Source organism: Streptomyces sp. NPDC001157, assembly GCF_053598255.1.
The window spans coordinates 596433-617217 of record NZ_JBSFJW010000001.1 but is presented as its reverse complement, the minus strand read 5'-3'; the positions used below and the strand labels follow the sequence as shown (position 1 = coordinate 617217).

General features: G+C 68.5%; 16 protein-coding genes. 12 read left to right on the top strand and 4 right to left on the bottom strand.

Annotated features, from left to right (window positions below; translation table 11 throughout):
* Nucleotides 1–286 precede the first annotated feature (286 nt).
* Together ACWDAG_RS02660 and ACWDAG_RS02655 are read left to right on the top strand one after the other, a co-directional pair.
* Nucleotides 287–1756 carry a cellulase family glycosylhydrolase gene (locus tag ACWDAG_RS02660; RefSeq protein ID WP_450693745.1) on the top strand — a complete coding sequence of 490 codons (1470 nt, stop codon included), beginning with the start codon at nucleotides 287–289 and terminating at the stop codon, nucleotides 1754–1756.
* Between the two features lie 30 nt (nucleotides 1757–1786).
* On the top strand, nucleotides 1787–3499 hold the full coding sequence (locus ACWDAG_RS02655; protein ID WP_450693744.1) for a glycoside hydrolase family 6 protein: 1713 nt from the start codon (nucleotides 1787–1789) through the stop codon (nucleotides 3497–3499).
* Between the two features lie 36 nt (nucleotides 3500–3535).
* On the opposite strand, the gene ACWDAG_RS02650 is transcribed toward ACWDAG_RS02655, so the two are convergent.
* A complete protein-coding gene (locus ACWDAG_RS02650; protein ID WP_450693743.1) occupies nucleotides 3536–4306 on the bottom strand; it encodes a phytanoyl-CoA dioxygenase family protein in 771 nt (256 codons plus the stop codon).
* Between the two features lie 137 nt (nucleotides 4307–4443).
* Here ACWDAG_RS02650 and ACWDAG_RS02645 point away from each other — a divergent pair, with 137 nt between their 5' ends.
* Nucleotides 4444–5346: a class I SAM-dependent methyltransferase gene (locus ACWDAG_RS02645; protein ID WP_450693742.1), complete on the top strand. Its 903-nt coding sequence runs from the start codon at nucleotides 4444–4446 to the stop codon at nucleotides 5344–5346.
* A gap of 66 nt (nucleotides 5347–5412) precedes the next feature.
* Here the strand turns inward: ACWDAG_RS02645 and ACWDAG_RS02640 are convergent, their stop codons facing one another.
* The gene (locus ACWDAG_RS02640; protein ID WP_450693741.1) at nucleotides 5413–6108 is read right to left on the bottom strand and encodes a glycoside hydrolase family 75 protein; all 696 of its coding nucleotides are present in this window, start codon (nucleotides 6106–6108) and stop codon (nucleotides 5413–5415) included.
* Between the two features lie 202 nt (nucleotides 6109–6310).
* Here ACWDAG_RS02640 and ACWDAG_RS02635 point away from each other — a divergent pair, with 202 nt between their 5' ends.
* Nucleotides 6311–6922, top strand: a complete 612-nt coding sequence (locus ACWDAG_RS02635; protein WP_450693740.1) for a hypothetical protein — start codon at nucleotides 6311–6313, stop codon at nucleotides 6920–6922.
* Nucleotides 6923–7016: 94 nt separating this feature from the next.
* Here the strand turns inward: ACWDAG_RS02635 and ACWDAG_RS02630 are convergent, their stop codons facing one another.
* Complete coding sequence (locus ACWDAG_RS02630) at nucleotides 7017–7853, bottom strand: aldo/keto reductase (protein WP_450693739.1); 837 nt, start codon at nucleotides 7851–7853, stop codon at nucleotides 7017–7019.
* Nucleotides 7854–8154: 301 nt separating this feature from the next.
* On the opposite strand from ACWDAG_RS02630, the gene pqqA reads away from it, so the two are divergent.
* Genes pqqA through ACWDAG_RS02590 form a run of 8 tightly spaced genes read left to right on the top strand, consistent with a single transcriptional unit; the run spans nucleotide 8155 to nucleotide 18900 of the window.
* Nucleotides 8155–8304, top strand: a complete 150-nt coding sequence (pqqA, locus tag ACWDAG_RS02625) for a pyrroloquinoline quinone precursor peptide PqqA (protein ID WP_450693738.1) — start codon at nucleotides 8155–8157, stop codon at nucleotides 8302–8304.
* A 22-nt stretch (nucleotides 8305–8326) separates the two neighbouring features.
* Entirely contained in the window at nucleotides 8327–9061 is a 735-nt protein-coding gene (pqqC, locus tag ACWDAG_RS02620) for a pyrroloquinoline-quinone synthase PqqC (protein ID WP_450693737.1), read from the top strand.
* Nucleotides 9058–9312 carry a pyrroloquinoline quinone biosynthesis peptide chaperone PqqD gene (pqqD, locus tag ACWDAG_RS02615; RefSeq protein ID WP_450693736.1) on the top strand — a complete coding sequence of 85 codons (255 nt, stop codon included), beginning with the start codon at nucleotides 9058–9060 and terminating at the stop codon, nucleotides 9310–9312. Before pqqC ends, pqqD begins: the two co-directional genes overlap by 4 nt.
* Nucleotides 9309–10385: a pyrroloquinoline quinone biosynthesis protein PqqE gene (gene pqqE, locus ACWDAG_RS02610; protein WP_450693735.1), complete on the top strand. Its 1077-nt coding sequence runs from the start codon at nucleotides 9309–9311 to the stop codon at nucleotides 10383–10385. Before pqqD ends, pqqE begins: the two co-directional genes overlap by 4 nt.
* Entirely contained in the window at nucleotides 10382–11572 is a 1191-nt protein-coding gene (locus ACWDAG_RS02605) for a glycoside hydrolase family 88/105 protein (protein ID WP_450693734.1), read from the top strand. Before pqqE ends, ACWDAG_RS02605 begins: the two co-directional genes overlap by 4 nt.
* 4 nt (nucleotides 11573–11576) lie before the next feature.
* On the top strand, nucleotides 11577–12365 hold the full coding sequence (locus ACWDAG_RS02600; protein WP_450693733.1) for a Tat pathway signal sequence domain protein: 789 nt from the start codon (nucleotides 11577–11579) through the stop codon (nucleotides 12363–12365).
* A gap of 11 nt (nucleotides 12366–12376) precedes the next feature.
* Nucleotides 12377–16873 carry a glycosyl hydrolase family 28 protein gene (locus tag ACWDAG_RS02595; RefSeq protein WP_450693732.1) on the top strand — a complete coding sequence of 1499 codons (4497 nt, stop codon included), beginning with the start codon at nucleotides 12377–12379 and terminating at the stop codon, nucleotides 16871–16873.
* The gene (locus tag ACWDAG_RS02590) at nucleotides 16870–18900 is read left to right on the top strand and encodes a PQQ-dependent sugar dehydrogenase (protein ID WP_450693731.1); all 2031 of its coding nucleotides are present in this window, start codon (nucleotides 16870–16872) and stop codon (nucleotides 18898–18900) included. Before ACWDAG_RS02595 ends, ACWDAG_RS02590 begins: the two co-directional genes overlap by 4 nt.
* A 37-nt stretch (nucleotides 18901–18937) precedes the next feature.
* Here the strand turns inward: ACWDAG_RS02590 and ACWDAG_RS02585 are convergent, their stop codons facing one another.
* Nucleotides 18938–20764 (bottom strand): AMP-dependent synthetase/ligase, encoded by a 1827-nt coding sequence (locus ACWDAG_RS02585; RefSeq protein WP_450693730.1) that lies wholly within the window; start codon nucleotides 20762–20764, stop codon nucleotides 18938–18940.
* Between the last annotated feature and the right edge of the window lie 21 nt (nucleotides 20765–20785).

The following is a 20785-nucleotide window of genomic DNA, read 5'->3' as shown; positions in this document are numbered from 1 at the left end:
GTTCCTCCTTGCGGCTCGGAAAAGAGTGGGGGAGGGGAGGAGCAACAAGCCTTGAACCAGTGGGAGCGCTCCCATAGTGGGGATGGGTGCGAGGGGGGTCAAGGTGCTTGAAGAGTCGAAAAGATTCGACGGCTTTCAGGTGCTTTTCAGTTGAGGGAAAGTCAGGAAAGTCTGTGACTCCCCTGTCCTTTGCCGTCGCTTGGCGCTAGCTTCATGGGCACCAGTGGGAGCGATTCCATCAGTCGACGCGTCCGTCACGGCGCGCCCGAACTGCAAGGAGTCGCTCATGCGACACCCCCCGCGTTCAGGTCTTTTACTTGTTGCCGCCGCCGTGGCCCTGGTGGGCACGGCGGTCGCACCGGTCGTCACGGCACGGGGAGCCACCCCCGCCTGCTCGGTGGAGTACTCCGTCACCAGCCAGTGGGACACCGGCTTCCAGGGCGCCGTGAAGATCACCAACAACACGGCGGCCATGAGCAGTTGGAGCGTCAGCTTCGACTTCGCAGGCGGCCAGAAGGTCAGCCAGGGCTGGAACGCCAAGTGGTCCCAGTCCGGTACGACGGTGACCGCGGCCAACGAGAGCTACAACGGCTCGCTGGCCACCGGCGCGAGCGTCAGCGCAGGGTTCCTCGCCTCCTGGTCGGGGACGAACGCCGTACCGACGTCCTTCAAGCTCAACGGGACGACCTGCAACGTCGACTCGGAGCCGTCCCCGACGCCGACCGAGCCGCCCGCCAGTGGCACCGCACCTGCCCTGCACGTCTCCGGGAACAAGCTCGTGGACGCGGACGGCAGGAACCGCCGGCTGCTCGGCGTCAACCGTTCCGGCGGCGAGTTCATGTGCGTGCAGGGCCGCGGCGTCTGGGACGGACCGGTCGACGACGCCGCCCTCAAGGCGATCGCCGACTGGAAGGCGAACGCCGTCCGCATCCCCCTCAACGAGGAGTGCTGGCTGGGCGTTTCCAACATCAAACCCGAGTACGCGGGTGCCGACTACATCGCGGCCGTCAAGGACCTGGTGGCCAAGGTGGAGGCGCACGGCATGACGCCGATCCTCGACCTGCACTGGACCTACGGCCAGTACACGGGCAACTCGGCAGGCTGCTCCGACGTGCACGCCACCTGCCAGAAGCCGATGCCCGACATGCAGTACGCACCCTCGTTCTGGTCGTCGGTGGCCAGCGCCTTCAAGGCCGACCCGGCGGTCGTGTTCGACCTGTTCAACGAGCCGTATCCGGACCGGGCGACCTCCACTTCGACCCAGGCGTGGCAGTGCTGGAAGGACGGCGGCACCTGCCCCGGCATCGGCTACCAGGTCGCCGGGATGCAGGACCTCGTCGACGCCGTGCGCGGCACCGGAGCCAAGAACGTCGTCATGGCCGGCGGTCTGGCGTACTCGAACGACCTCGGCCAGTGGCTGACGTACAAGCCCACCGACCCCACGGGCAATCTCGTCGCCGCCTACCACGTCTACAACTTCAACACCTGCGCGAACGAGAGCTGCTGGAACTCCACCCTCGCCCCGGTCGCGGCCCAAGTGCCGCTGGTGGCCGGGGAGATCGGCGAGAACACCTGCTCGCACTCGTTCGTCGACCGGGTCATGAAGTGGCTCGACGACCGGGGCCTGTCCTACCTCGGCTGGACCTGGAACACCTGGGACTGCTCCTCCGGTCCCTCCCTGATCTCCAACTACGACGGGACCCCCACGTCGTACGGCATCGGGCTGCGCGATCACCTGCGCGCCATCAACCCGTAATCACCGCATCGGAGAAGGAAACCCGCACTCATGAGCCGTACCAGAACAGCGATGCTCGCCGCCCTGGCGCTGGTCGCCGGGACTGCCGGGACCGCGACGGCCGTCGTCCCCGGCGACGTCTCGGCGGCCTCCGTCCCCTGCACCGTCGACTACAAGATCCAGAACGACTGGGGCTCCGGCTTCACCGCCGCCGTCACGGTCACCAACAACAGTGCCGCCAAGAGCAGTTGGGCGGTGAAGTGGTCGTACGCAGGCAACCAGAAGGTCACCAACTCCTGGAACACCAAGCTCACCCAGAGCGGGACCGCCGTCACCGCCGCCAACGAGACCTACAACGGCCAGTTGGCGACCGGCAGTTCGGTCAGCTTCGGCTTCCAGGGCTCCTACAGCGGCACCAACGCGGTGCCGACCTCATTCACGCTCGACGGCGTGACCTGCAACGTCGACGACGGCAGCGGGGGAGGTGGCGGAGGCGGCGGCACCGACCCGAGCGGTCGCGTCGACAACCCGTACGCCGGCGCCAAGGTGTACGTGAACCCCGAGTGGTCCGCGCATGCCGCAGCCGAGCCGGGCGGCAGCCGGGTCTCCAACCAGCCCACCGGCGTCTGGCTCGACCGCATCGCCGCCATCAACGGCGTGGGCGGCGGGATGGGCCTGCGCGCCCACCTCGACGCGGCCCTCGCGCAGAAGGGCAGCGGCGAGGAGGTCGTCCAGCTGGTGATCTACGACCTGCCCGGACGTGACTGCTCGGCGCTCGCCTCCAACGGCGAACTCGGCCCGACGGAGATCGACAAGTACAAGACGCAGTTCATCGACCCGATCGCGGCGATCCTCGCCGACAGCAAGTACAGCTCGCTGCGGATCGTCACCACCGTCGAGCTCGACTCGCTGCCCAACCTGGTCACCAACACCGGCAGCCGGGCCACCGCCACCGCCAACTGCGACACCATGCTCGCCAACGGCAACTACGTGAAGGGCGTCGGCTACGCGCTCGCCAAGCTCGGCGCGATCCCCAACGTCTACAACTACATCGACGCCGGCCACCACGGCTGGCTCGGCTGGGACGACAACTTCGCCCCCTCCGCGAACGTGCTCAAGCAGGCGGCGACCAGCGAGGGCGCGACCGTCGACGACGTGCAGGGCTTCATCACCAACACGGCGAACTACAGCGCCCTCAAGGAGAACAACTTCACCATCGACGACACGGTGAACGGCACGTCCGTGCGCCAGTCCAAGTGGGTCGACTGGAACCGGTACGTGGACGAGCTGTCGTACGCGCAGGCCTTTCGCAACGAACTGGTCTCCGTCGGCTTCAACTCCGGCATCGGCATGCTGATCGACACGTCCAGGAACGGGTGGGGCGGGACCGCCCGGCCGGCCGGTCCCGGTCCGAAGACCAGTGTGGACGCGTATGTCGACGGCGGGCGCTACGACCGCCGTATCCACGTCGGCAACTGGTGCAACCAGGCCGGGGCCGGTCTCGGCGAGCGTCCGCAGGCGAACCCGGCGGCCGGGATCGACGCGTATGTGTGGATGAAGCCTCCGGGGGAGTCGGACGGGTCCAGCTCCGCCATTCCGAACGACGAGAGCAAGGGCTTCGACCGCATGTGCGATCCGACATACACGGGTAACCCGCGGAACAACAACAACATGTCGGGTGCCCTGCCCAACGCTCCGCTGTCGGGGCACTGGTTCTCGGCGGAGTTCCAGCAGCTCATGCAGAATGCGTACCCGCCGTTGTAGGTTGCGCCTGCGCCCCTGAAAGCAGGTCCGCTGGGGTCAGGCCTCTTTGGTCAGGCCCCGGCGGATCGCGTACTCCACCGCCGAGTAGTCGCCGTCCGGCCGTTCCAGCTCGTAGGGGACGGCCGGCATCAGCGGCGGCTGCGCCATGAAGCGGGGGCGGGTGCCGTGGTGGGGCTGGGCCGCGTGCACCAGGAAGGGATGGCAGAGATAGACGTCGCCGGGGCGGCCGGTGGCGTAGGCGAGGGGACGGTCGGCGGAGGCCGCCGCGACCTTCGGGCCGAGCTCCATGAAGGAGGCGCCCTCGTCGCCGTACGGCTCCAGCACCGAGGGTACGTCGAGGTGCGAGCCGACCCTGATGCGGGTCGGGGCGTCGGCCTCGGTGACCTCACTGAACAGGAACAGCATCAGCAGGGCGCGCTCCCGTGAGCGGAGGTTGGTGTGCCACAGGGTGGCGCCCTCCGGGAGATAGCTGCCCTCGATGTGCCAGCCGGCGTCGTCGGGTTCCTTCTCGTGCGGAAACCGGAGCGGGAAGCTGCCGAGGGAGTAGCGCGGCATCCAGCGCCGCTCGCCCACCAGCAGGTCGAACGCTTCATGCAGAACAGGCGAGTTGGCGGCAGCCGCGAACGGTCCCTGTGCCATTCCGCCCACCCAGACCACCGGGTCCTTCCAGGTGGCGGGGTCCTGGGGGTCGTACCCCGTCTCCTTCCACAGTAGCCGGGTGCAGCTCTCCGCGACGCGTGGCGGAAACGCCCCCTCGATCTTCACGAACCCGTCCGCGAGGAAGCCGTCCACCAGGTCATCATTCATCGGGCCATCGTCGATGACCCGTCAGGCACCGTGCACCTCATTTTTGCCGCCGACTTTTGCCGTTACGGCAACTGTGCTGGCCGTCATGCGGTGCGTCGGAGCACGCTGGGTCGCACCCGGACGAGAGGCTGACCTCCATGGCGCAAGGACACCACCACGAACACCGAGAGCACGGTCACGGTCACCACCACGACCACACCGACATCGACTGGGCCGAGATGGCCCCGCTGCTGGAGTCGCAGGCGGAGCTGTTCACGTCCCTGTACGAGCGGGCCATGACCTGGCTGAGCGACAAGCAGACCGAACCGGGGCTGATCGTCGACGCGGGCAGCGGGCCCGGTGTGGTCGCCTGTCTGCTCGCCGAGGCCTTCCCGGGCGCCCGGGTCGTCGCGGTCGACGGTTCGGCGCCGCTGCTGGAGCGGGCCCGTGCCCGGGCCGACCGGCTGGGGGTGGGCGATCGCTTCGGTACGCTCACCGGTGAACTGCCCGGCGTGCTGGACGAGTTGGACTACCCGGCCGATCTGCTGTGGGCCAGCCGCAGCCTGCACCACATCGGTGACCAGCGGGCCGCCCTGGCCGCCTTCGCCGCGCGGCTCGCGCCCGGCGGCACCCTCGCGCTCATGGAGGGCGGTCTGCCGGCGCGGTTCCTGCCGCGCGACATCGGGATCGGCCGCCCCGGTCTGCAGGCCCGTCTCGACGTGCTGGAGGAGGAGTGGTTCGCCGAGATGCGGTCGAGCCTGCCCGGCGCGGTCGCCGAGACCGAGGACTGGCCGGCCCTGATGGCCGCCGCAGGCCTCAGGCCCACCGGCACCCGCACCTTCCTGCTCGACCTGCCCGCCCCGGCCAAGGACCGCGCCCGCGCCTATGTCGCCGCCTCCCTCTCTCGTCTGCGTGACGGCCTCGGCGACCACCTCGACGCCACCGACCGCGCCACCCTCGACCAGCTCCTCGACCCCGACGACAAGGCGAGCGTCCACCACCGCCCGGACGTGTTCGTGCTGGCGGCACACACGGTGCACACGGCTGCCCATGCCATGTGAGGGGCAGTCCGACCGGCCGTCGCGGAAGGCCGGTCGGACTGCCTTGAAGCCTGCCCGGCCCGTGTCCTAGTTGTTCTGCAAGAACTTCTTCGCCAGCTGATCCCCCAGCGAGACCGCCGCGCTGTGGCTCTCGATGGGGGACACCTGCGAGTTCTTGAAGAGGATGTAGGTCACCCCGGAGTCGGTGCCGCCGGTCTCGGGGTTGGAGTCGATGCCGAGGGCCTGGGCGGTGGCGTACGAGGCCTCACCGATGATCTTCGTGGGACCGGTGTCGCCGACGACGGCGTACTCGACCTTGTTGTTGTAGATCACGGCGACCACGCCGCCGCCCTTGATGCCGGAGCCGGAGTAGTTCCAGATGCTGCTGGAGCTGGGCACGACCACGTAAGGCAGTGAATCGGCTTTGAGGGGTTTGCCGTTGGACTGGTGGAACGCCGTGTCGTCCTGGTACCAGGGGTCGGTGTTCTCGTTGCACTTCGAGGTGCGCTGGCCGTCGCAGTCGATGTCCATGTCGGCCTTCCAGAAGACCGCACCGTTCTTGCCGCAGACCGGGATCGTGGCCGACGTCTCGTCGTCCGTCTTGTACTTGCCGTGGGAGATCTGCTGACACGACGTCACTTTGGCGAGCAGGTCGGACGCGCTGACCGAGCCCTCCTGGGTGGACGCCGGGCCTGCCGTACCGGAGGCGTTCGCGGGGAGTACTCCGGCGGCGAGCAGTGCGGCCCCGGAGGCCGCGGCGAGGGTCAGTGTTCGTATGCGCACTGTGGGGGACCCTTCTGTTAGGAAAGTTTCCTTACTTGGGTGCCGTACAAGGTGGCCCTCTTTGCGTGTCCCCGTCAACCCCTTGGTCTGGACTTCCATGCCACGGCGGTGTTTCCGGACCTGATTGCAGCGGTTTGCCCGGAGGAGAAGACTGGAGAGGGAATATCCAGATATGCGCCCGACTTCTGGGAGGCGAGGCGTCATGTTCGTTCGCACGGTGTACGCGACGGGGGATCCCGCGAAGGTCGACACGGCCATCAGGGCCCTGAACTCGCAGGGGCGGGAACTGCTGGAGGAGCGCCCGGGCTATCGCGGGGCAGGCATCTTCGTGGACCGGGAGGTCGGCAAGCTGCTGGCCGCGAGCTGGTGGGAGTCCGAGGAGGCCCGGCGCAACAGCGACGAGGTCATGCGCGAGCGGCGCGGTGCGCTGCTGGAGCCGTTCGCGGCGACGACCGCGGTCGAGAACTACGAGGCGGTGGTCGTCCACCAGGTGCGGCCGCCGGAGGCGGGCGGCGGACTGCGGATCACCAGGTTGGAGTTCGACCCGATGGACGCGGACCTGCTCACCGAGACCTTCCGCGCCTCGGTGGTGCCCAGGCTCGAGACGCTGTCCGGGCTGGCCAGGGCGGTTCTGCTCGTCGACCGGGAGCGCGGACGCGGCCGAGTGGGCACCACGTTCACGGACCGCGGCTCCCTCGTTGCGTCCCGCGGGCCCCAGGCGGCGGCCCGGCATGAGGGCGCGGCCAAGGCGCACGTGACCGTGACCTCGCTGGAGGAGTTCGAGGTCGTCTACGCGGACGTGCGCGGCAACTGACGGGTTCCGTACGGGAGTTGGCCGAGGCGTCGGCTTCGGACACAGGTCGGCCCCCGCCGCTCGGCGGGGGCCGACCTGTGTACCGCGGCAGCCGTCAGGCCACGTTGAACGTCGCCGGGTCCGGACCGAGGCGCCGGTCCTCGTTGAGCGCGCTGATCGCCGCGAGGTCCTCGGTGTCCAGGCTGAAGTCGAAGACCTCGATGTTCTCCTTGATCCGGGACGGCGTCACGGACTTGGGGATCACGACGTTGCCGAGCTGCAGGTGCCAGCGCAGCACGACCTGGGCCGGGGTGCGGCCGTGCTTCTGGGCGATGGCGACGATCGCCGGGACCTCCAGCAGGCCCTTGCCCTGGCCGAGCGGCGACCAGGCCTCCGTGGCGATGCCCTGCTCCGCGTGGTACTCGCGGGCCGCGTGCTGCTGCAGGTGCGGGTGCAGCTCGATCTGGTCGACCGCCGGGATGACCGACGTCTCGTCGATCAGCCGCTGAAGGTGGTCGGGCTCGAAGTTGGAGACGCCGATCGCGCGGATGCGGCCGTCGGCGTGCAGCTTCTCGAACGCCTTGTACGTGTCGACGTACTTGTCCCGGGCCGGCGTCGGCCAGTGGATCAGGTACAGGTCGACGTACTCCACGCCGAGCTTGTCCAGCGACGCGTCGAAGGCGCGCAGCGTGGAGTCGTAGCCGTGGTCGCTGTTCCAGAGCTTGGTGGTGAGGAAGATGTCCTCGCGGGGGACGCCGGAGGCGGCGATCGCCTTGCCGGTGCCCTCTTCGTTGCCGTAGATCGCCGCTGTGTCGATGCTGCGGTACCCGGCCTCCAGCGCGGTGGCGACTGCCCGCTCCGCCTCGTCGTCCGGCACCTGCCAGACGCCGAAGCCCAGCTGGGGCATCTCGACGCCGTTGTTGAGGATGATCGGGGGGACCTTGCTGCTCACGAGCTCTTGATCCTTACGGTTGTCGTCAGGTGGTACTCCCATCGTCAACGATCACCGGCGGTCATGCATTCCTGACGGGAGAATCCATGCGAACTGACCGACGAGTCAGTTGAGGGAACCGGGGATTGTCCGGAAATGCATCCGACGTCTTCGGTCCGGACCATTGACGCCGACCCTTCCTCCCCGCAACTCTGGATCGCGCCACCGAACGAGTTCATGAACTCGGTGCATGCATGTGAACACCTTGCACCTGTCTGGGCCTCCCCAGCCCCCCACCCCTCAGGAAAGCAGGTACGACCACATGAACGAGACGCTTCCTCGCGCCCTCCGCACGGAACAGCCCCTCCCGGAAGGGCGGAAGACATCGGATGAAAACGTCTGGCAAAGGCCTGACTATGAGGTGGTCGAGACCGCGCTCGAAGTGACCGCCTACGCCCTCGGCGACCGCTGACCGGCCGTACGGCCACCGCACCGTGACCGCGACAACCGTCCGTGTCGACGGCGCCAACGCCTGGGGAACCGCCGAGTTCACCGAGCGGCTGCGCGCCGTCGCCGCGGAGCGCTACCACGACCGCCACCCCTTCAACCTGCGAATGCACCGCGGTGAACTGACCCCGGCCGAGCTGCGCCGCTGGATAGCCAACCGCTTCCACTACCAGCGCCACATCCCCGTCAAGGACGCCCTGATCCTCGCCGAGCTGGACCGGCCCGAGCTGCGCAGGTCCTGGCTGCGCCGCATCCAGGACCACGACGGCACGGCCGAGGGGGAGGGTGGGATCGAACGCTGGCTGCGCCTCGGCGAGGCGGCCGGCCTGCACCGCGACGAACTGTGGGAAGGCTCCCGGGTGCTGCCCGGCGTCCGCTTCGCAGTCGACGCGTACGTCAACTTCTGCCGCCTGCACCCGGCCCTGGACGCGATCGCCGCCTCGCTGACCGAGCTGTCGGCGCCCGACCTCATGCGCACCCGCATCGCCGCCTTCGAGCGCCACTACCCCTGGATCGACCCCGACGGCCTCGCCTACTTCCGCACCCGCATCGGCCAGGGTGGCCGCGACGGAGCCGAGGCCCTCACCCTGGTCCTCGACCTCGCCCGCACCCGCGAGCAGCAGCAACGCGCGCTCGCCGCACTGGAGTTCAAGTGCGAAGTGCTGTGGTCGCTGCTGGACGCGGTGGCCGGGGCGGGCGCGGCAGACGGGGGCGTGCCATGACCTGGCGTCCGGAACTCTCCCGCGGTGTCGTCCTGCGCCACGACCGCGTGCGGGACACCGATCTGCTGCTGCTCCCCGAGCGGGTGGTCGTGCTGCGCGGCAGCGCGGGCCCCGTCCTCCGCCTCTGCGACGGCACGCGCGCGGTGGACGACATCGTCGCCGAGCTGGGCGGACACTACCCCGCCGCGCCCGTGGCCGACGAAGTACCCGACTTCCTCGCCGCGTTGCGAAAGGAGGGCTGGCTCGCATGACCGTGGCCGCCCCCTGGGCGCTGCTCGCCGAACTCACCCACGCCTGTCCGCTGCGCTGCGGATACTGCTCCAACCCCATCGAACTGATCGGTCGGTCAAGGGAGTTGGACGCCGGGCAGTGGTCTGACGTGTTCCGTCAGGCCGCCGACCTGGGCGTCGTGCAGACACATCTGTCCGGCGGCGAACCGCTGCTCCGACGCGATCTGCCCCGAATCGTCGCAGTCGCCGACGCCGCCGGCCTCTACACCCAGCTGGTCACCAGCGGCGTCGGCCTGAGCGAGCGGCGCACGGCGGAACTCGTCGAGGCCGGGCTGCGCAGCGTCCAGCTCTCGGTGCAGCACGCCGACCCGGGGGCCTCCGAGCGGATCGCGGGCGCCCGCTCGTTCGCGGCGAAGGAGCGGGCCGCCCGGCTGATCCGTGCCTCCGGTCTCCCCTTCGGCCTCAACATCGTGCTCCACCGCGCCAATCTCGACGCCCTCGACGACCTGATCGCCCTCGGCCTGGCGTGGGGCGCCGACCGCATCGAACTCGCCCACACGCAGTTCCATGGCTGGGCCCTGCGCAACCGCGCGGCCCTGCTGCCCACCCGCGAACAGGTCGAACAGGCCCGCGCCTCGGTCGCCCACTGGCGCCAACTCCTCGGCCCGACAGTGGAGTTGGTGTGGGTCGCCCCGGACTGGATGGACGCCACCGCGAAACCCTGCATGGGCGGCTGGGGCGCGGTCTCGCTCACCGTCGCCCCGGACGGCACGGTCCTGCCCTGCCCGGCCGCGGCGGCCCTGCCGGACCTCGACCCGCCGAACCTGCGCGAGCAGCGGCTGGCCTGGATCTGGCGGGAGTCGAAGGCCTTCAACGCCTACCGCGGCGAGTCCTGGATGCCCGAACCCTGCCGCGGCTGCGCCCTGCGCACCACCGACCACGGCGGCTGCCGCTGCCAGGCCCACGCGCTCACCGGCGATGCCGGCCGCACCGACCCCGCCTGCCGGCACGCCCCCGACCACCACCTCGTACGCGATCTCGTGCAGGGGCCGCGCGACGACCTCGCGTACGCCTACCGAAAGGGAGGAACATGAGCCCCGGACGTCTGCGGACGGCACTGGCGACCCTCGCCCTCGTCACCGCCGGCCTGGTCACCCTGCCGGCCGCCGCACCCCCGCCAACTGCGGCCCTGTCCGCGCCCGTTCACCGTCCCAGGGCGGCCCCCGACTGGTCCGTGGCCGTCGTCGACTCCACCATGGCCCGCTACACCCCGAGCACCATCGGCGGCTGGTCCTATCCGGTCGGCCTCTACCTCTACGGCCAGTACCTCACGTACCGGCGTACCCACGACGCCCGCTACCTGACGTACATCAGGAACTACGTCGACCGGTTCGTGAAGAGCGACGGCTCCATCAACCAGTCCTTCAACAGCCTGGACAGCATGCAGGCCGGCCGGCTGCTGGTGATCCTGCACCACGAGACGGGCCAGGACCGCTACCGCAGGGCGGCCAAGAAGATCCTCGACCGCCTGAGCACCTACCCGCGCACCGCCGACGGCGGCTTCTGGCACGCGGACTCCTCCAGTCGCGCCCACCAGCTCTGGTCGGACGGTGTCTACATGGTGAACCCGTTCCTCGTCGAGTACGGCAAGGAGTTCGGCGACAGCGCGTACACCGACGACGAGGCGGCCAAGCAGCTGTACGTGTACGGCAGCCATCTGCAGGTGGCGAACGGTCTGCTCAGGCACGCCTACGACGAGTCGAAGAGTGCGAGCTGGGCCGACCCGCAGACCGGGCTCGCCCCCGAGCACTGGTGCCGCGCGGTCGGCTGGTACTCCATGGCGATCGTCAACGTGCTGGACGCGCTGCCCGCGAACCATCCGCGCCGGGCCCAACTCATGGACATCTTCCGGAACTTGGCGGCCGCTCTGGAGAAGTACCAGGATCCGGCGACCGGACGCTGGTACCAGGTGATCGACAAGGGCGGCCGGAGCGGCAACTGGACCGAGACGTCCTGCTCCAGCATGTTCACCTTCGCCCTCTCGCGAGGAGTCCGGCAGCACTACCTCGACCCGCACTACGCGGACATCGCCCGCCGGGGCTACCAGGGTGTCCTCGCCAAGCTCTCGACGGGCCCGGACGGCCGTACCGACCTCGCCGACATCTCCATCGGCACCAACGTCGGCGACTACGCGTACTACATCGCCCGCACCCGGGCCACCAACGACTTCCACGGCCTGGGTGCCTTCCTGATCATGAACGAAGAACTGCGAGGTGATTAGTGTCATGAGCACGTCCAGGCGGGTTCTCCTGGGAGCCGCCCTCGGGGGCGCGGCCGGGGCCGCGGTCGGCCTGCCGGCCACCACCGCCCACGCCGCCTCCTGGCAGCAGAAGTGGGCTCCGTCCGCGAGCGGCGACGGCCTCGGTGCCTTCGAGACGGTCGAGGACGACCGCGCCGACTCGCACCCCGCCGGTCATCCGCACATCTACGCCACCGGCGACAACTGGCGCTTCAACATGCACACCGTCGACCGCGACACCTCGACGGACCGCCAGCGCCAGGAGGTCACGGGCCTGCGCAACGGCAGCGGAAGCAACTACCTCAAGTGGACGCAGGGCCAGACCTGGCGGCTCACGTACTCGATGTACATCCCGAGCTCGCTGAAGGCCACGACCACCTTCACCCACATCATGCAGATGAAGCAGCCGGGCAACGGCACCTCGCCGATCGTCGTGCAGTCCCTGCGCCGGGTGAACGGCAAGCAGACCATCGAGCTCAAGCTCGCCATCGACGACATCCTGGTCGGCCGCACCGACCTGGACCCGCTGCACGACAAATGGACCGACGTCGACTTCCAGATCAAGGTCGGCAACGGCTCGGCCGGCTCGGTCCGGTGGATCCTCAAGTCCGGCGGCTCGACCGTCGTCGACGCGTCGAAGACCGGCGTCGACACCTTCCTGGCCGACCGTGTGCGCCCGAAGTGGGGCATCTACCGCTCCCTCGGCGACACCTCCGGATCCCTGCAGGACACCTACCTGCTGCTCACCAATCTCCGCGGCTACCAACTCGTCTGAGGGACCGTCATATGAGACCGCCCACCGCACAGCGGACGGGGGCGGCGGCGATCGTGTTCTTCGTCATCGCCGTCGTCCTCGGGCTCGCCCACCCCGCCGCGCTCGCGGCCCCGCGCCACACCCCACGCACCGCCACCGTCTACGACGTCCGTGACTACGGAGCCAAGGCGGACGGCTCCGCCAACGACGCCCCGGCCATCAACAAGGCCATCACGGCGGCGAGTTCGGCCGACGGTGGCGGCATCGTCCGCTTCCCCGCCGGCGCCTACAAGTCCCAGAACACCATCCACATGAAGAGCCATGTGACGCTCCAGCTCGACAAGGGCGCCACGATCCGGGGCTCCGGCGCCGACACCTACGACAAGGCCGAGCCCAACCCGAACGACGCCTACCAGGACTACGGGCACAGTCACTTCCACGACGCGATGATCTACGGCGACAAGCTGACCGACATCGGCTTCGTCGGCCAGGGCGTCATCGACGGCATGGGCAACCTGATCACCGGCAACCCGAAGTCCGGCGAGGCCGACAAGATCATCTCGCTGACGCGCTGCGACGGACTGCGCATCGGCGACGGTCTCACCCTGCGCCGCGGCGGCCACTTCGCCGCGCTGATCAACGGCTGCAAGAACGTCGTCTCGGACCACCTGACCATCGACACCGCGAGCGACCGCGACGGTTGGAACATCATCTCCACGACGAACGTCACCGTGACGAACGCCGACATCAGGGCCAACGACGACGTGCTCGTCTTCAAGAGTGACTACGCCCTCGGCGCCAAGCTCCCCAACGGCCACGTCCGCGTCAACGACTCCTCCCTGTCCGCCCGTTGTTGCAACGCCCTGATGTTCGGCTCCGAGACCTGCGGAGACTTCTCGGACTACCGGTTCGAGAAGATCCGGATCGACGGCGCCGACAAGTCGGGCCTCGGCATGGTGTCGATGGACGGCGCGAAGATCTCCGACGTCCACTACCGCGACATCACCATGACGAACGTCCACTCGCCGATCATGCAGAAGATCGGCACGCGGAAGCGCTGCGGCAACCATCCCGGCGTCGGATCGATCAGCGACATCACGTACGACAACATCACGGCCACCGGCAACAGCCCGTCCTTCAGCCCGACCCTGTGGGGCGAGACCGGCCACCGCATCAACGGCGTCACCTTCAACAACGTCAACATCACCGTGCCCGGCGGCAACGGCACCATGTCCACCGGCGTGCCGAGCAACGACCCGGGGGACTACAACCCGAAGGCCATCGGCACGCGCCCGGCGTACGGCTGGTACCTGCACAACGCCGACAACGTCCACTTCACCGACAGCTCGGTGAAGTTCGCCGCGAACGACGGCCGCCCGGCGGTCATCGCCAACGCGGCGAGCGACATCCGTTTCACCGGCTTCACCGCCGGGCGCGGCTCCAACTCGCCGTACGACATGGGGTTCCAAGACGTCGACGGGTACTGCCTGACCGGCGTGACGCTGCGAGTGTCGAGCAGCGGGTCCACCGAGAACTGCGCGAACGCCGTGCGGCCCCTCGACCTGGAGAACCCCCGCCAGGACTTCCTCCGCAACTCCGTCGGCGGCCTCTTCCTGCACTGGGGCCTGCGCACCGCACCCGCCCACACCAACTGCACCGCCTGGGAGAAGGACGTCACGAGCGGCGGCTGGACACCGGACTACTGGGTGAACGAGGCGAAGAAACTGCACACCCAGTACCTCGTCCTCGCCACCTTCCACAGCCGCCTCGGCTACGCCCGCCCCTGGCCGTCGAAGATCCCCGGATCCTGCTCCACCAAGCGGGACTTCCTCGGCGAGCTGATCACCGCTGCCAAGGCCAAGGGCATGAAGGTCATCCTGTACATGACCGACGACCCCAAGTGGCACGACGAGGGCGGCCACGAGTGGCTCGACTCGGCCGCCTACTCCGCCTACAAGGGCAAGAACGTCGACCTGACCACCCGTGACGGCTTCGGGCAGTTCAGCTACGACAACTTCTTCGAGGTCATGGACCGCTATCCCGGCCTCGGCGGCTTCTGGATCGACAACGACAACGTGTACTGGGAGAGCCACGACCTCTACCGGCAGATCTACCAGAAGCGCCCGAACTACACGCTCAGCAACAACAACGAAGACACGCCGATCATGGACATGATCAGCAATGAGCAGAAGACGGGCATGACCCCGTCGTACGACTACCCGCAGGCGATCTACACCGCCCAACCCCGCCTGACCGAGGCCGACTTCAAGCTGCCGTCGACCGGCGCCTGGTGGTACGACGGCTCCGACCCGACCGTCGACAAGAAGCTCACCCTCGGCCGTCTGATCACCAACGCGGGCTCGTCCGTCAAGGCCCTGATGGCCGAGACCGCCCAGGTCAACGGCAGGTTCCCGGCCAACCAGGCCGCCTTCAACAACTTCGCCGACTCCTACCTCGACCCCATCTGGGAATCCCTGCACGGTACCGAGGGCGGCGGCTACATGTACGGCGGCCTCAAGCCCGGCTTCTGGAACGACGGCGCGCACGGCGTCACCACCGTCGCCAAGGACGACCCGAACCGACAGTACGTCCACGTCCTGACCCCGCCCAGCACCAGCACCCTGCGCATCCGCGACAACGGCTACCGCATCGCCTCCGTCACCAACCTCCGTACCGGGAAGGCGGTTTCGTGGTCGCAGTCGGGCGGTGTGCTGACCCTGACCGGCCTCGACGACTGGGACCCGTACGACACCGTCTTCAAGGTCACCACCGCCGGCCGTCAGGGCATCCTCACCGGCGTCAAGGTGACCGCGAGCGCCTCCGCGAGCGGCCATGCCGGTACGGCCGCGGGCGACGGCGACTACCTGACCTACTGGGACAACGACAAGACGCTCCCGGTCAGCCTCACCTTCGACCTCGGCTCGGCCAAGAAGGTCCAGTACATCGGCCTCAACCAGCGCGAGGACTCTGTCGCCTACGCCCGCTCGGACACCGAGCAGTCGGCGCGGATCAAGGACTACAAGGTGTACCTGAGCAACGACGGCACGACCTGGGGGAGCGCGGTCAAGACCGGGCAGTTGCCAAGCCGCCGTGGAATGCAGGGAATTGACCTCACGGGGGCCGGCGCCCGCTACGTCCGTCTGGAGGTCGACACCACCTGGGCCGCCTCCACCGACACCACCCGCTACCAGCGGCTGCGGATCGACGAGGCGTGGATCGGCACGTCGTACGCCACACCGGCGGCCTTCACCCCCATGTCGGACAACGGGCAGTCCCTCCGCCCCGCCATGGGCTGGAGCAGCTGGAGCTTCGTGCGCCGCCTGCCCACCGAGGCGAAGATCAAGGCCCAGGCGGACGCGCTGGTGTCGAGCGGTCTGAAGGACCACGGCTTCGTGTACGTCAACCTGGACGACTTCTGGCAGAAGTGCGACGACAACGGCTTCGCCGTCGACAACTACGGGCGGTGGGCCGTCGACCCGGCCAAATTCCCCGGCGGCATCAAGGTGCTGGCCGACTACATCCACTCCAGGGGCCTGAAGTTCGGCTTCTACGTGACACCCGGCATCGCGAAGAACGCCGTCACGAAGAACACGCCGATCGAGGGGACCTCGTACCACGCGAAGGACATCGCGGACACCTCGAAGACCGAGAAGAACTACAACTGCAAGAACATGTACTACATCGACTACTCGAAGCCGGGCGCGCAGGAGTTCGTGAACTCGTGGGCGAAGCAGTTCGCCTCCTGGGGAGTCGACTACCTCAAGATCGATGGCGTGGGCAGCCAGGACATCGCCGACGTGCGGGCCTGGGACAAGGCACTGCGGGCGAGCGGACGGCCCATCAACTTCGCGCTCTCCAACAACCTTCCGATCGCCGATGCCGCCACCTGGCGGGGGCTCGCCAACAGCTGGCGCACCCAGGGCGACGTCGAGTGCTACTGCGGCCCGGGCTCCCACGGCAGCGGCTACCCGCTCACCGACTGGTCCCACGTCTCCGCCCGCTTCAACACCGCCGCCTCCTGGCAGCCGTACGCGGGGCCCGGCGGCTGGAACGACCTGGACTCCCTGGAGGTCGGCAACGGCGACCAGGCGGGCCTGACGGCAGACCAGCGGCGCTCGCACTTCACTCTGTGGGCGATGGCCGCCTCGCCGCTGCTGCTCGGCACCGACCTCACCCACCTGGATTCCGTCGACAAGGCGATGCTCACCAACGACCGGCTGATCGGTGTCGACCAGGACGGAGCGGCGGCGAAACGGGTTGTGAACAGTGGTGTCAAGCAGGTCTGGAGCAAACACGAAAACAGCGGCGCCTATGTGGTCGCGTTGTTCAACACCGGTACGTCCGGCAACTCCACGGTCAGTGTGAACTGGTCACAGGTGGGCTTCACCGGCTCAGGCGATGTCACGGACCTCTGGTCCGGCTCGCACAAGGGCGTGATCGCGGACTCGTACAGCGCGACGCTGCGGCCGGGCGAAGCACGGCTGATCCGTGTGAACCCGGTCAACAGCCAACTGAGGGGACAGTCATGAAACGCGACAGAGCTCTCGCCTGGGCCCTCTCCGTGGCCCTCGCCGCACCGCTCGTCGGCCTCACGGCGAGCACCGCCCAGGCCGCCACCGACTACCAGGCCGAGGACGCGGCCATCTCACAGGGCACGGTGGCCACCAACCACACCGGATACACGGGCACCGGCTTCGTCGACTACACCAACGTCAAGGGCTCGTCCGTGGAGTTCACGGTCAGCGCGGCCTCCGCGGGCACCGCCTCCGTCACGCTGCGGTACGCCAACGGGACCGCCACCGACCGCCCGATGGACCTCTCCGTGGATGGCACCGTCGTCGCCTCCGCCGTGTCCTTCCCGGCCACCGCCGACTGGAACACCTGGGCCACCAAGACCGTCGACGTCCCGCTGGCCGCGGGCACCCACAAGATCCGCGCCACCGCGACCACCGCCAACGGCGGCCCCAACCTCGACCGCATCACCATCGGTACGGCGTCCGACACCCAGGCCCCCACCCGTCCCGGACAGCCCAGCTGCTCCGACATCGGCGAGGACGCCCTCACGCTCTCCTGGGGCGCCTCCACTGACAACGTCGGCGTCACGGCGTACGACATCTACGAGCACGGCAACAAGCTCAGCGAGGCACCCGGCAGCTCGACCGGCAAGACACTCACCGGACTCACCCCGAACACGACCTACAACCTCACCGTCATCGCCCGGGACGCAGCCGGCAACACGTCCTCCGCCAGCCCGGTCGTCGACTGCACCACCAAACCCAGCTCCGACACCACCCCGCCGACGAGACCGGGCACGCTCGGCGCCTCCGACGTCACCGCGAACAGTGCCCGACTGACCTGGGGCGCCTCGACCGACGACAAGGCGGTCGTCGCATACGACGTGCGCAGCGACACCACGGTCTACAAGACGGTCGTGAGCGGTACGTCGACCACGCTGACCGGGCTCGCCTGCAACAGCCCGTACGCGCTGAACGTCGTCGCCCGCGACGCGGCCGGCAACACCTCCGAGCCGAGCAACACCGTCACCTTCACGACCAAGGCCTGCGCCACCGACGGCGGCGTCCCGAGCTCCGTCTCCACGCTGTCGACGGGCTGGACGATCCCCTGGGGCACCTACTGGATGCCCGACGGCCAGACCGCACTGGTCACCGAGCGGGACGACTTCCGCGTCTGGAAGGTCACCAAGGCAGGCGCGAGGACCCAGGTCGGCACCGTGCCGAACGCCGTGACCACCAACGGCGAGGGCGGTCTCCTCGGTGTCGCCGTCGACCCCAAGTGGGAGACCGACCACTACGTCTACTTCATGCACACCGCGTCCGAGGGCAACCGCGTGGTCCGCATGACCTACGACGGCACCGGGCTCAGCGACTACAAGGTCCTGCTCCAGGGCATCAAGAAGAACCGCTACCACAACGGCGGCCGTCTCGCCTTCGGCCCCGACGGCTATCTCTACGTCTCCACCGGCGAGGCCCAGACACCCGACCTGGCGCAGGACAAGAACTCCCTCAACGGCAAGATCCTGCGCATGACGACGGACGGGAAGCCGGCCCCCGGCAACCCGTTCGGCAACTACGTCTACAGCCTCGGCCACCGCAACCCGCAGGGCCTGGCCTTCGACCGCAACGGCCGTCTGTGGGAGGCGGAGTTCGGCAACAGCTCCAAGGACGAACTCAACCTCATCAAGCCGGGCGCCAACTACGGCTGGCCGATCTGCGAGGGCACCTGCAGCACGGCCGGGATGACCAACCCGAAGGCCACCTGGAACGTCTCCGAGGCCTCGCCGAGCGGTATCGCGATCGTCCGCAACGTCGTCTACATGGCGTCCCTGCGCGGCGAGCGGCTGTGGCGGATCCCGATCAACGGGGACAACGAGAGCGTCGGCACTCCGACCGCCTACTACGTGGGAACGTACGGCCGTCTGCGGACCGTGACCAAGGTGCCGGGCGCCGACCAGCTGTGGCTGTCGACCACCAACTGCGACAACAACGGCAACCAGCCCGACGGATCGGACAAGCTCTTCCGGATCGACATCAGTTGACGGAGCGCCAGCAGTTGACAGAGCGTCAGGGACCGGCTCAGGCCCGGTAGAGCGCCTCGACCTCGTTGGCGTAGGCGTTCTCGATGGCCTTCCGCTTCAGCTTCAGGGACGGGGTCAGCAGACCGTGTTCCTCGGTGAACGGCTGGGCCAGTATCCGGAAGGTGCGGATCGACTCGGCCTGTGAGACGAGGGTGTTGGCGGCTACGACCGAGCGCCGCACCTCCGCCTCCAGGTCGGCGTCCCGCACCAGCTCGGCCGGCGACATCTGCGGTTTTCCGCGCATGGTCAGCCAGTGCTCGACGGCCTCCTGGTCGAGGGTGACCAGGGCGGCGATGTACGGCCGGTCGTTGCCGACCACGATGCACTGGTTGACCAGCGGATGGTCGCGCACCCGCTCCTCCAACAGCCCGGGGGAGACGCTCTTGCCGCCGGAGGTCACCAGGATCTCCTTCTTGCGGCCGGTGATCGTGAGGTAGCCGTCCTCGTCGAGGGAGCCCAGGTCACCGGTGGCGAGCCAGCCGTCGTGCAGGGTCTCGTCGGTGGCCTTCTGGTTGTTGAGGTAGCCCTGGAAGACATTGGGGCCGTGCAGCCAGATCTCGCCGTCGTCCGCGATGTGCACGGTCATGCCCGGGATGGGCTGTCCGACGGTGCCGTAGCGGGTGCGCCCGGGCGGGTTGGCGGTCGCGGCCGCCGTCGACTCCGTGAGGCCGTAACCCTCGTAGATCTGCACGCCCGCGCCCGCGAAGAACAGGCCGAGCCGCCGGTCCATGGCGGAGCCGCCCGTGATGGCGTTGCGGATGCGGCCGCCCATCGCGGCCCGCACCTTGGAGTAGACGAGCTTGTCGAACAGCTGGTGCTGCACGCGCAGACCGGCCGAGGGCCCGGGTCCGATGCCCCAGGCCTTCGCCTCGACGGCATCCGCGTACTTCACGGCGATCTCGACGGCTTTCTCGAACGGCCCGGCCTTGCCTTCCTTCTCGGCCTTGCGGCGCGAGGCGTTGAAGACCTTCTCGAAGATGTACGGCACCCCGAGGATGAACGTCGGCTTGAATGCCTGCAGGTCCGGCAGCAGGGCGGCGGCGTTCAGCTGCGGCTGGTGGCCGAAGCGCACCCCGCCGCGGATCGCGGCGACCTCCACCATCCGCCCGAAGACGTGTGCGAGCGGCAGGAACAACAGGGTCGACGCCTCGTCGCCCTTCTTGGAGTGGAAGACCGGATCCCAGCGTTCGGCGACCGTGTCCGCCTCGTACATGAAGCTGCCGTGCGGGATGACACAGCCCTTGGGGCGGCCCGTGGTGCCCGAGGTGTAGATGATCGTCGCGGTCGAGTCGGGGGTGACCGCCTGGCGGTGCCGGTGCACCACCTCGTCGTCGATGTACGCGCCCGCGTCGTACAGCTCCTGCACGGCGCCGAGGTCGAGCTGCCACAGCTGGTGCAGCTGCGGCAGCCGGTCGATGACGCTGGCGATCGTCATCGCGTGGTCCTCGTGCTCCACGATCGCCGCCGAGCACTCGGCGTCGTAGAGCATCCAGAAGCACTGCTCGGCCGAGGACGTGGGGTAGATCGGCACCACCTGGGCGCCGATCGTCCACAGCGCGAAGTCGAACAGCGTCCACTCGTAGCGGGTACGGGACATGATCGCGACGCGGTCGCCGAAGCGGATTCCGCGGGCCAGCAGCCCCTTGGCCAGGGCCAGCACCTCGTCCCGGAACTCCGCCGCCGTCACATCACGCCACTGCTGCTGGTCGTCCTTGCGGCCGAGGCTGATGTGCAGCGGGTCTTCCTGGGCACGCTCGAAGACGACGTCGGCCAGGCCGCCCACCGGCGGTGACAACGTCAACGGAGGGTTGGTGAACTCGCGCAAACCCGCTCCCCGCTCCTCAGC

Coding starts and splice junctions, on each gene's coding strand:
- pqqA (WP_450693738.1), top strand. CDS start 8,155: ATGAACGAGACGCTTCCTCGCGCCCTCCGCACGGAACAGCCCCTCCCG.
- ACWDAG_RS02645 (WP_450693742.1), top strand. CDS start 4,444: ATGGCGCAAGGACACCACCACGAACACCGAGAGCACGGTCACGGTCAC.
- ACWDAG_RS02635 (WP_450693740.1), top strand. CDS start 6,311: ATGTTCGTTCGCACGGTGTACGCGACGGGGGATCCCGCGAAGGTCGAC.
- ACWDAG_RS02605 (WP_450693734.1), top strand. CDS start 10,382: ATGAGCCCCGGACGTCTGCGGACGGCACTGGCGACCCTCGCCCTCGTC.
- ACWDAG_RS02655 (WP_450693744.1), top strand. CDS start 1,787: ATGAGCCGTACCAGAACAGCGATGCTCGCCGCCCTGGCGCTGGTCGCC.
- ACWDAG_RS02595 (WP_450693732.1), top strand. CDS start 12,377: ATGAGACCGCCCACCGCACAGCGGACGGGGGCGGCGGCGATCGTGTTC.
- pqqE (WP_450693735.1), top strand. CDS start 9,309: ATGACCGTGGCCGCCCCCTGGGCGCTGCTCGCCGAACTCACCCACGCC.
- ACWDAG_RS02660 (WP_450693745.1), top strand. CDS start 287: ATGCGACACCCCCCGCGTTCAGGTCTTTTACTTGTTGCCGCCGCCGTG.
- ACWDAG_RS02650 (WP_450693743.1), bottom strand. CDS start 4,306: ATGAATGATGACCTGGTGGACGGCTTCCTCGCGGACGGGTTCGTGAAG.
- ACWDAG_RS02590 (WP_450693731.1), top strand. CDS start 16,870: ATGAAACGCGACAGAGCTCTCGCCTGGGCCCTCTCCGTGGCCCTCGCC.
- ACWDAG_RS02600 (WP_450693733.1), top strand. CDS start 11,577: ATGAGCACGTCCAGGCGGGTTCTCCTGGGAGCCGCCCTCGGGGGCGCG.
- pqqD (WP_450693736.1), top strand. CDS start 9,058: ATGACCTGGCGTCCGGAACTCTCCCGCGGTGTCGTCCTGCGCCACGAC.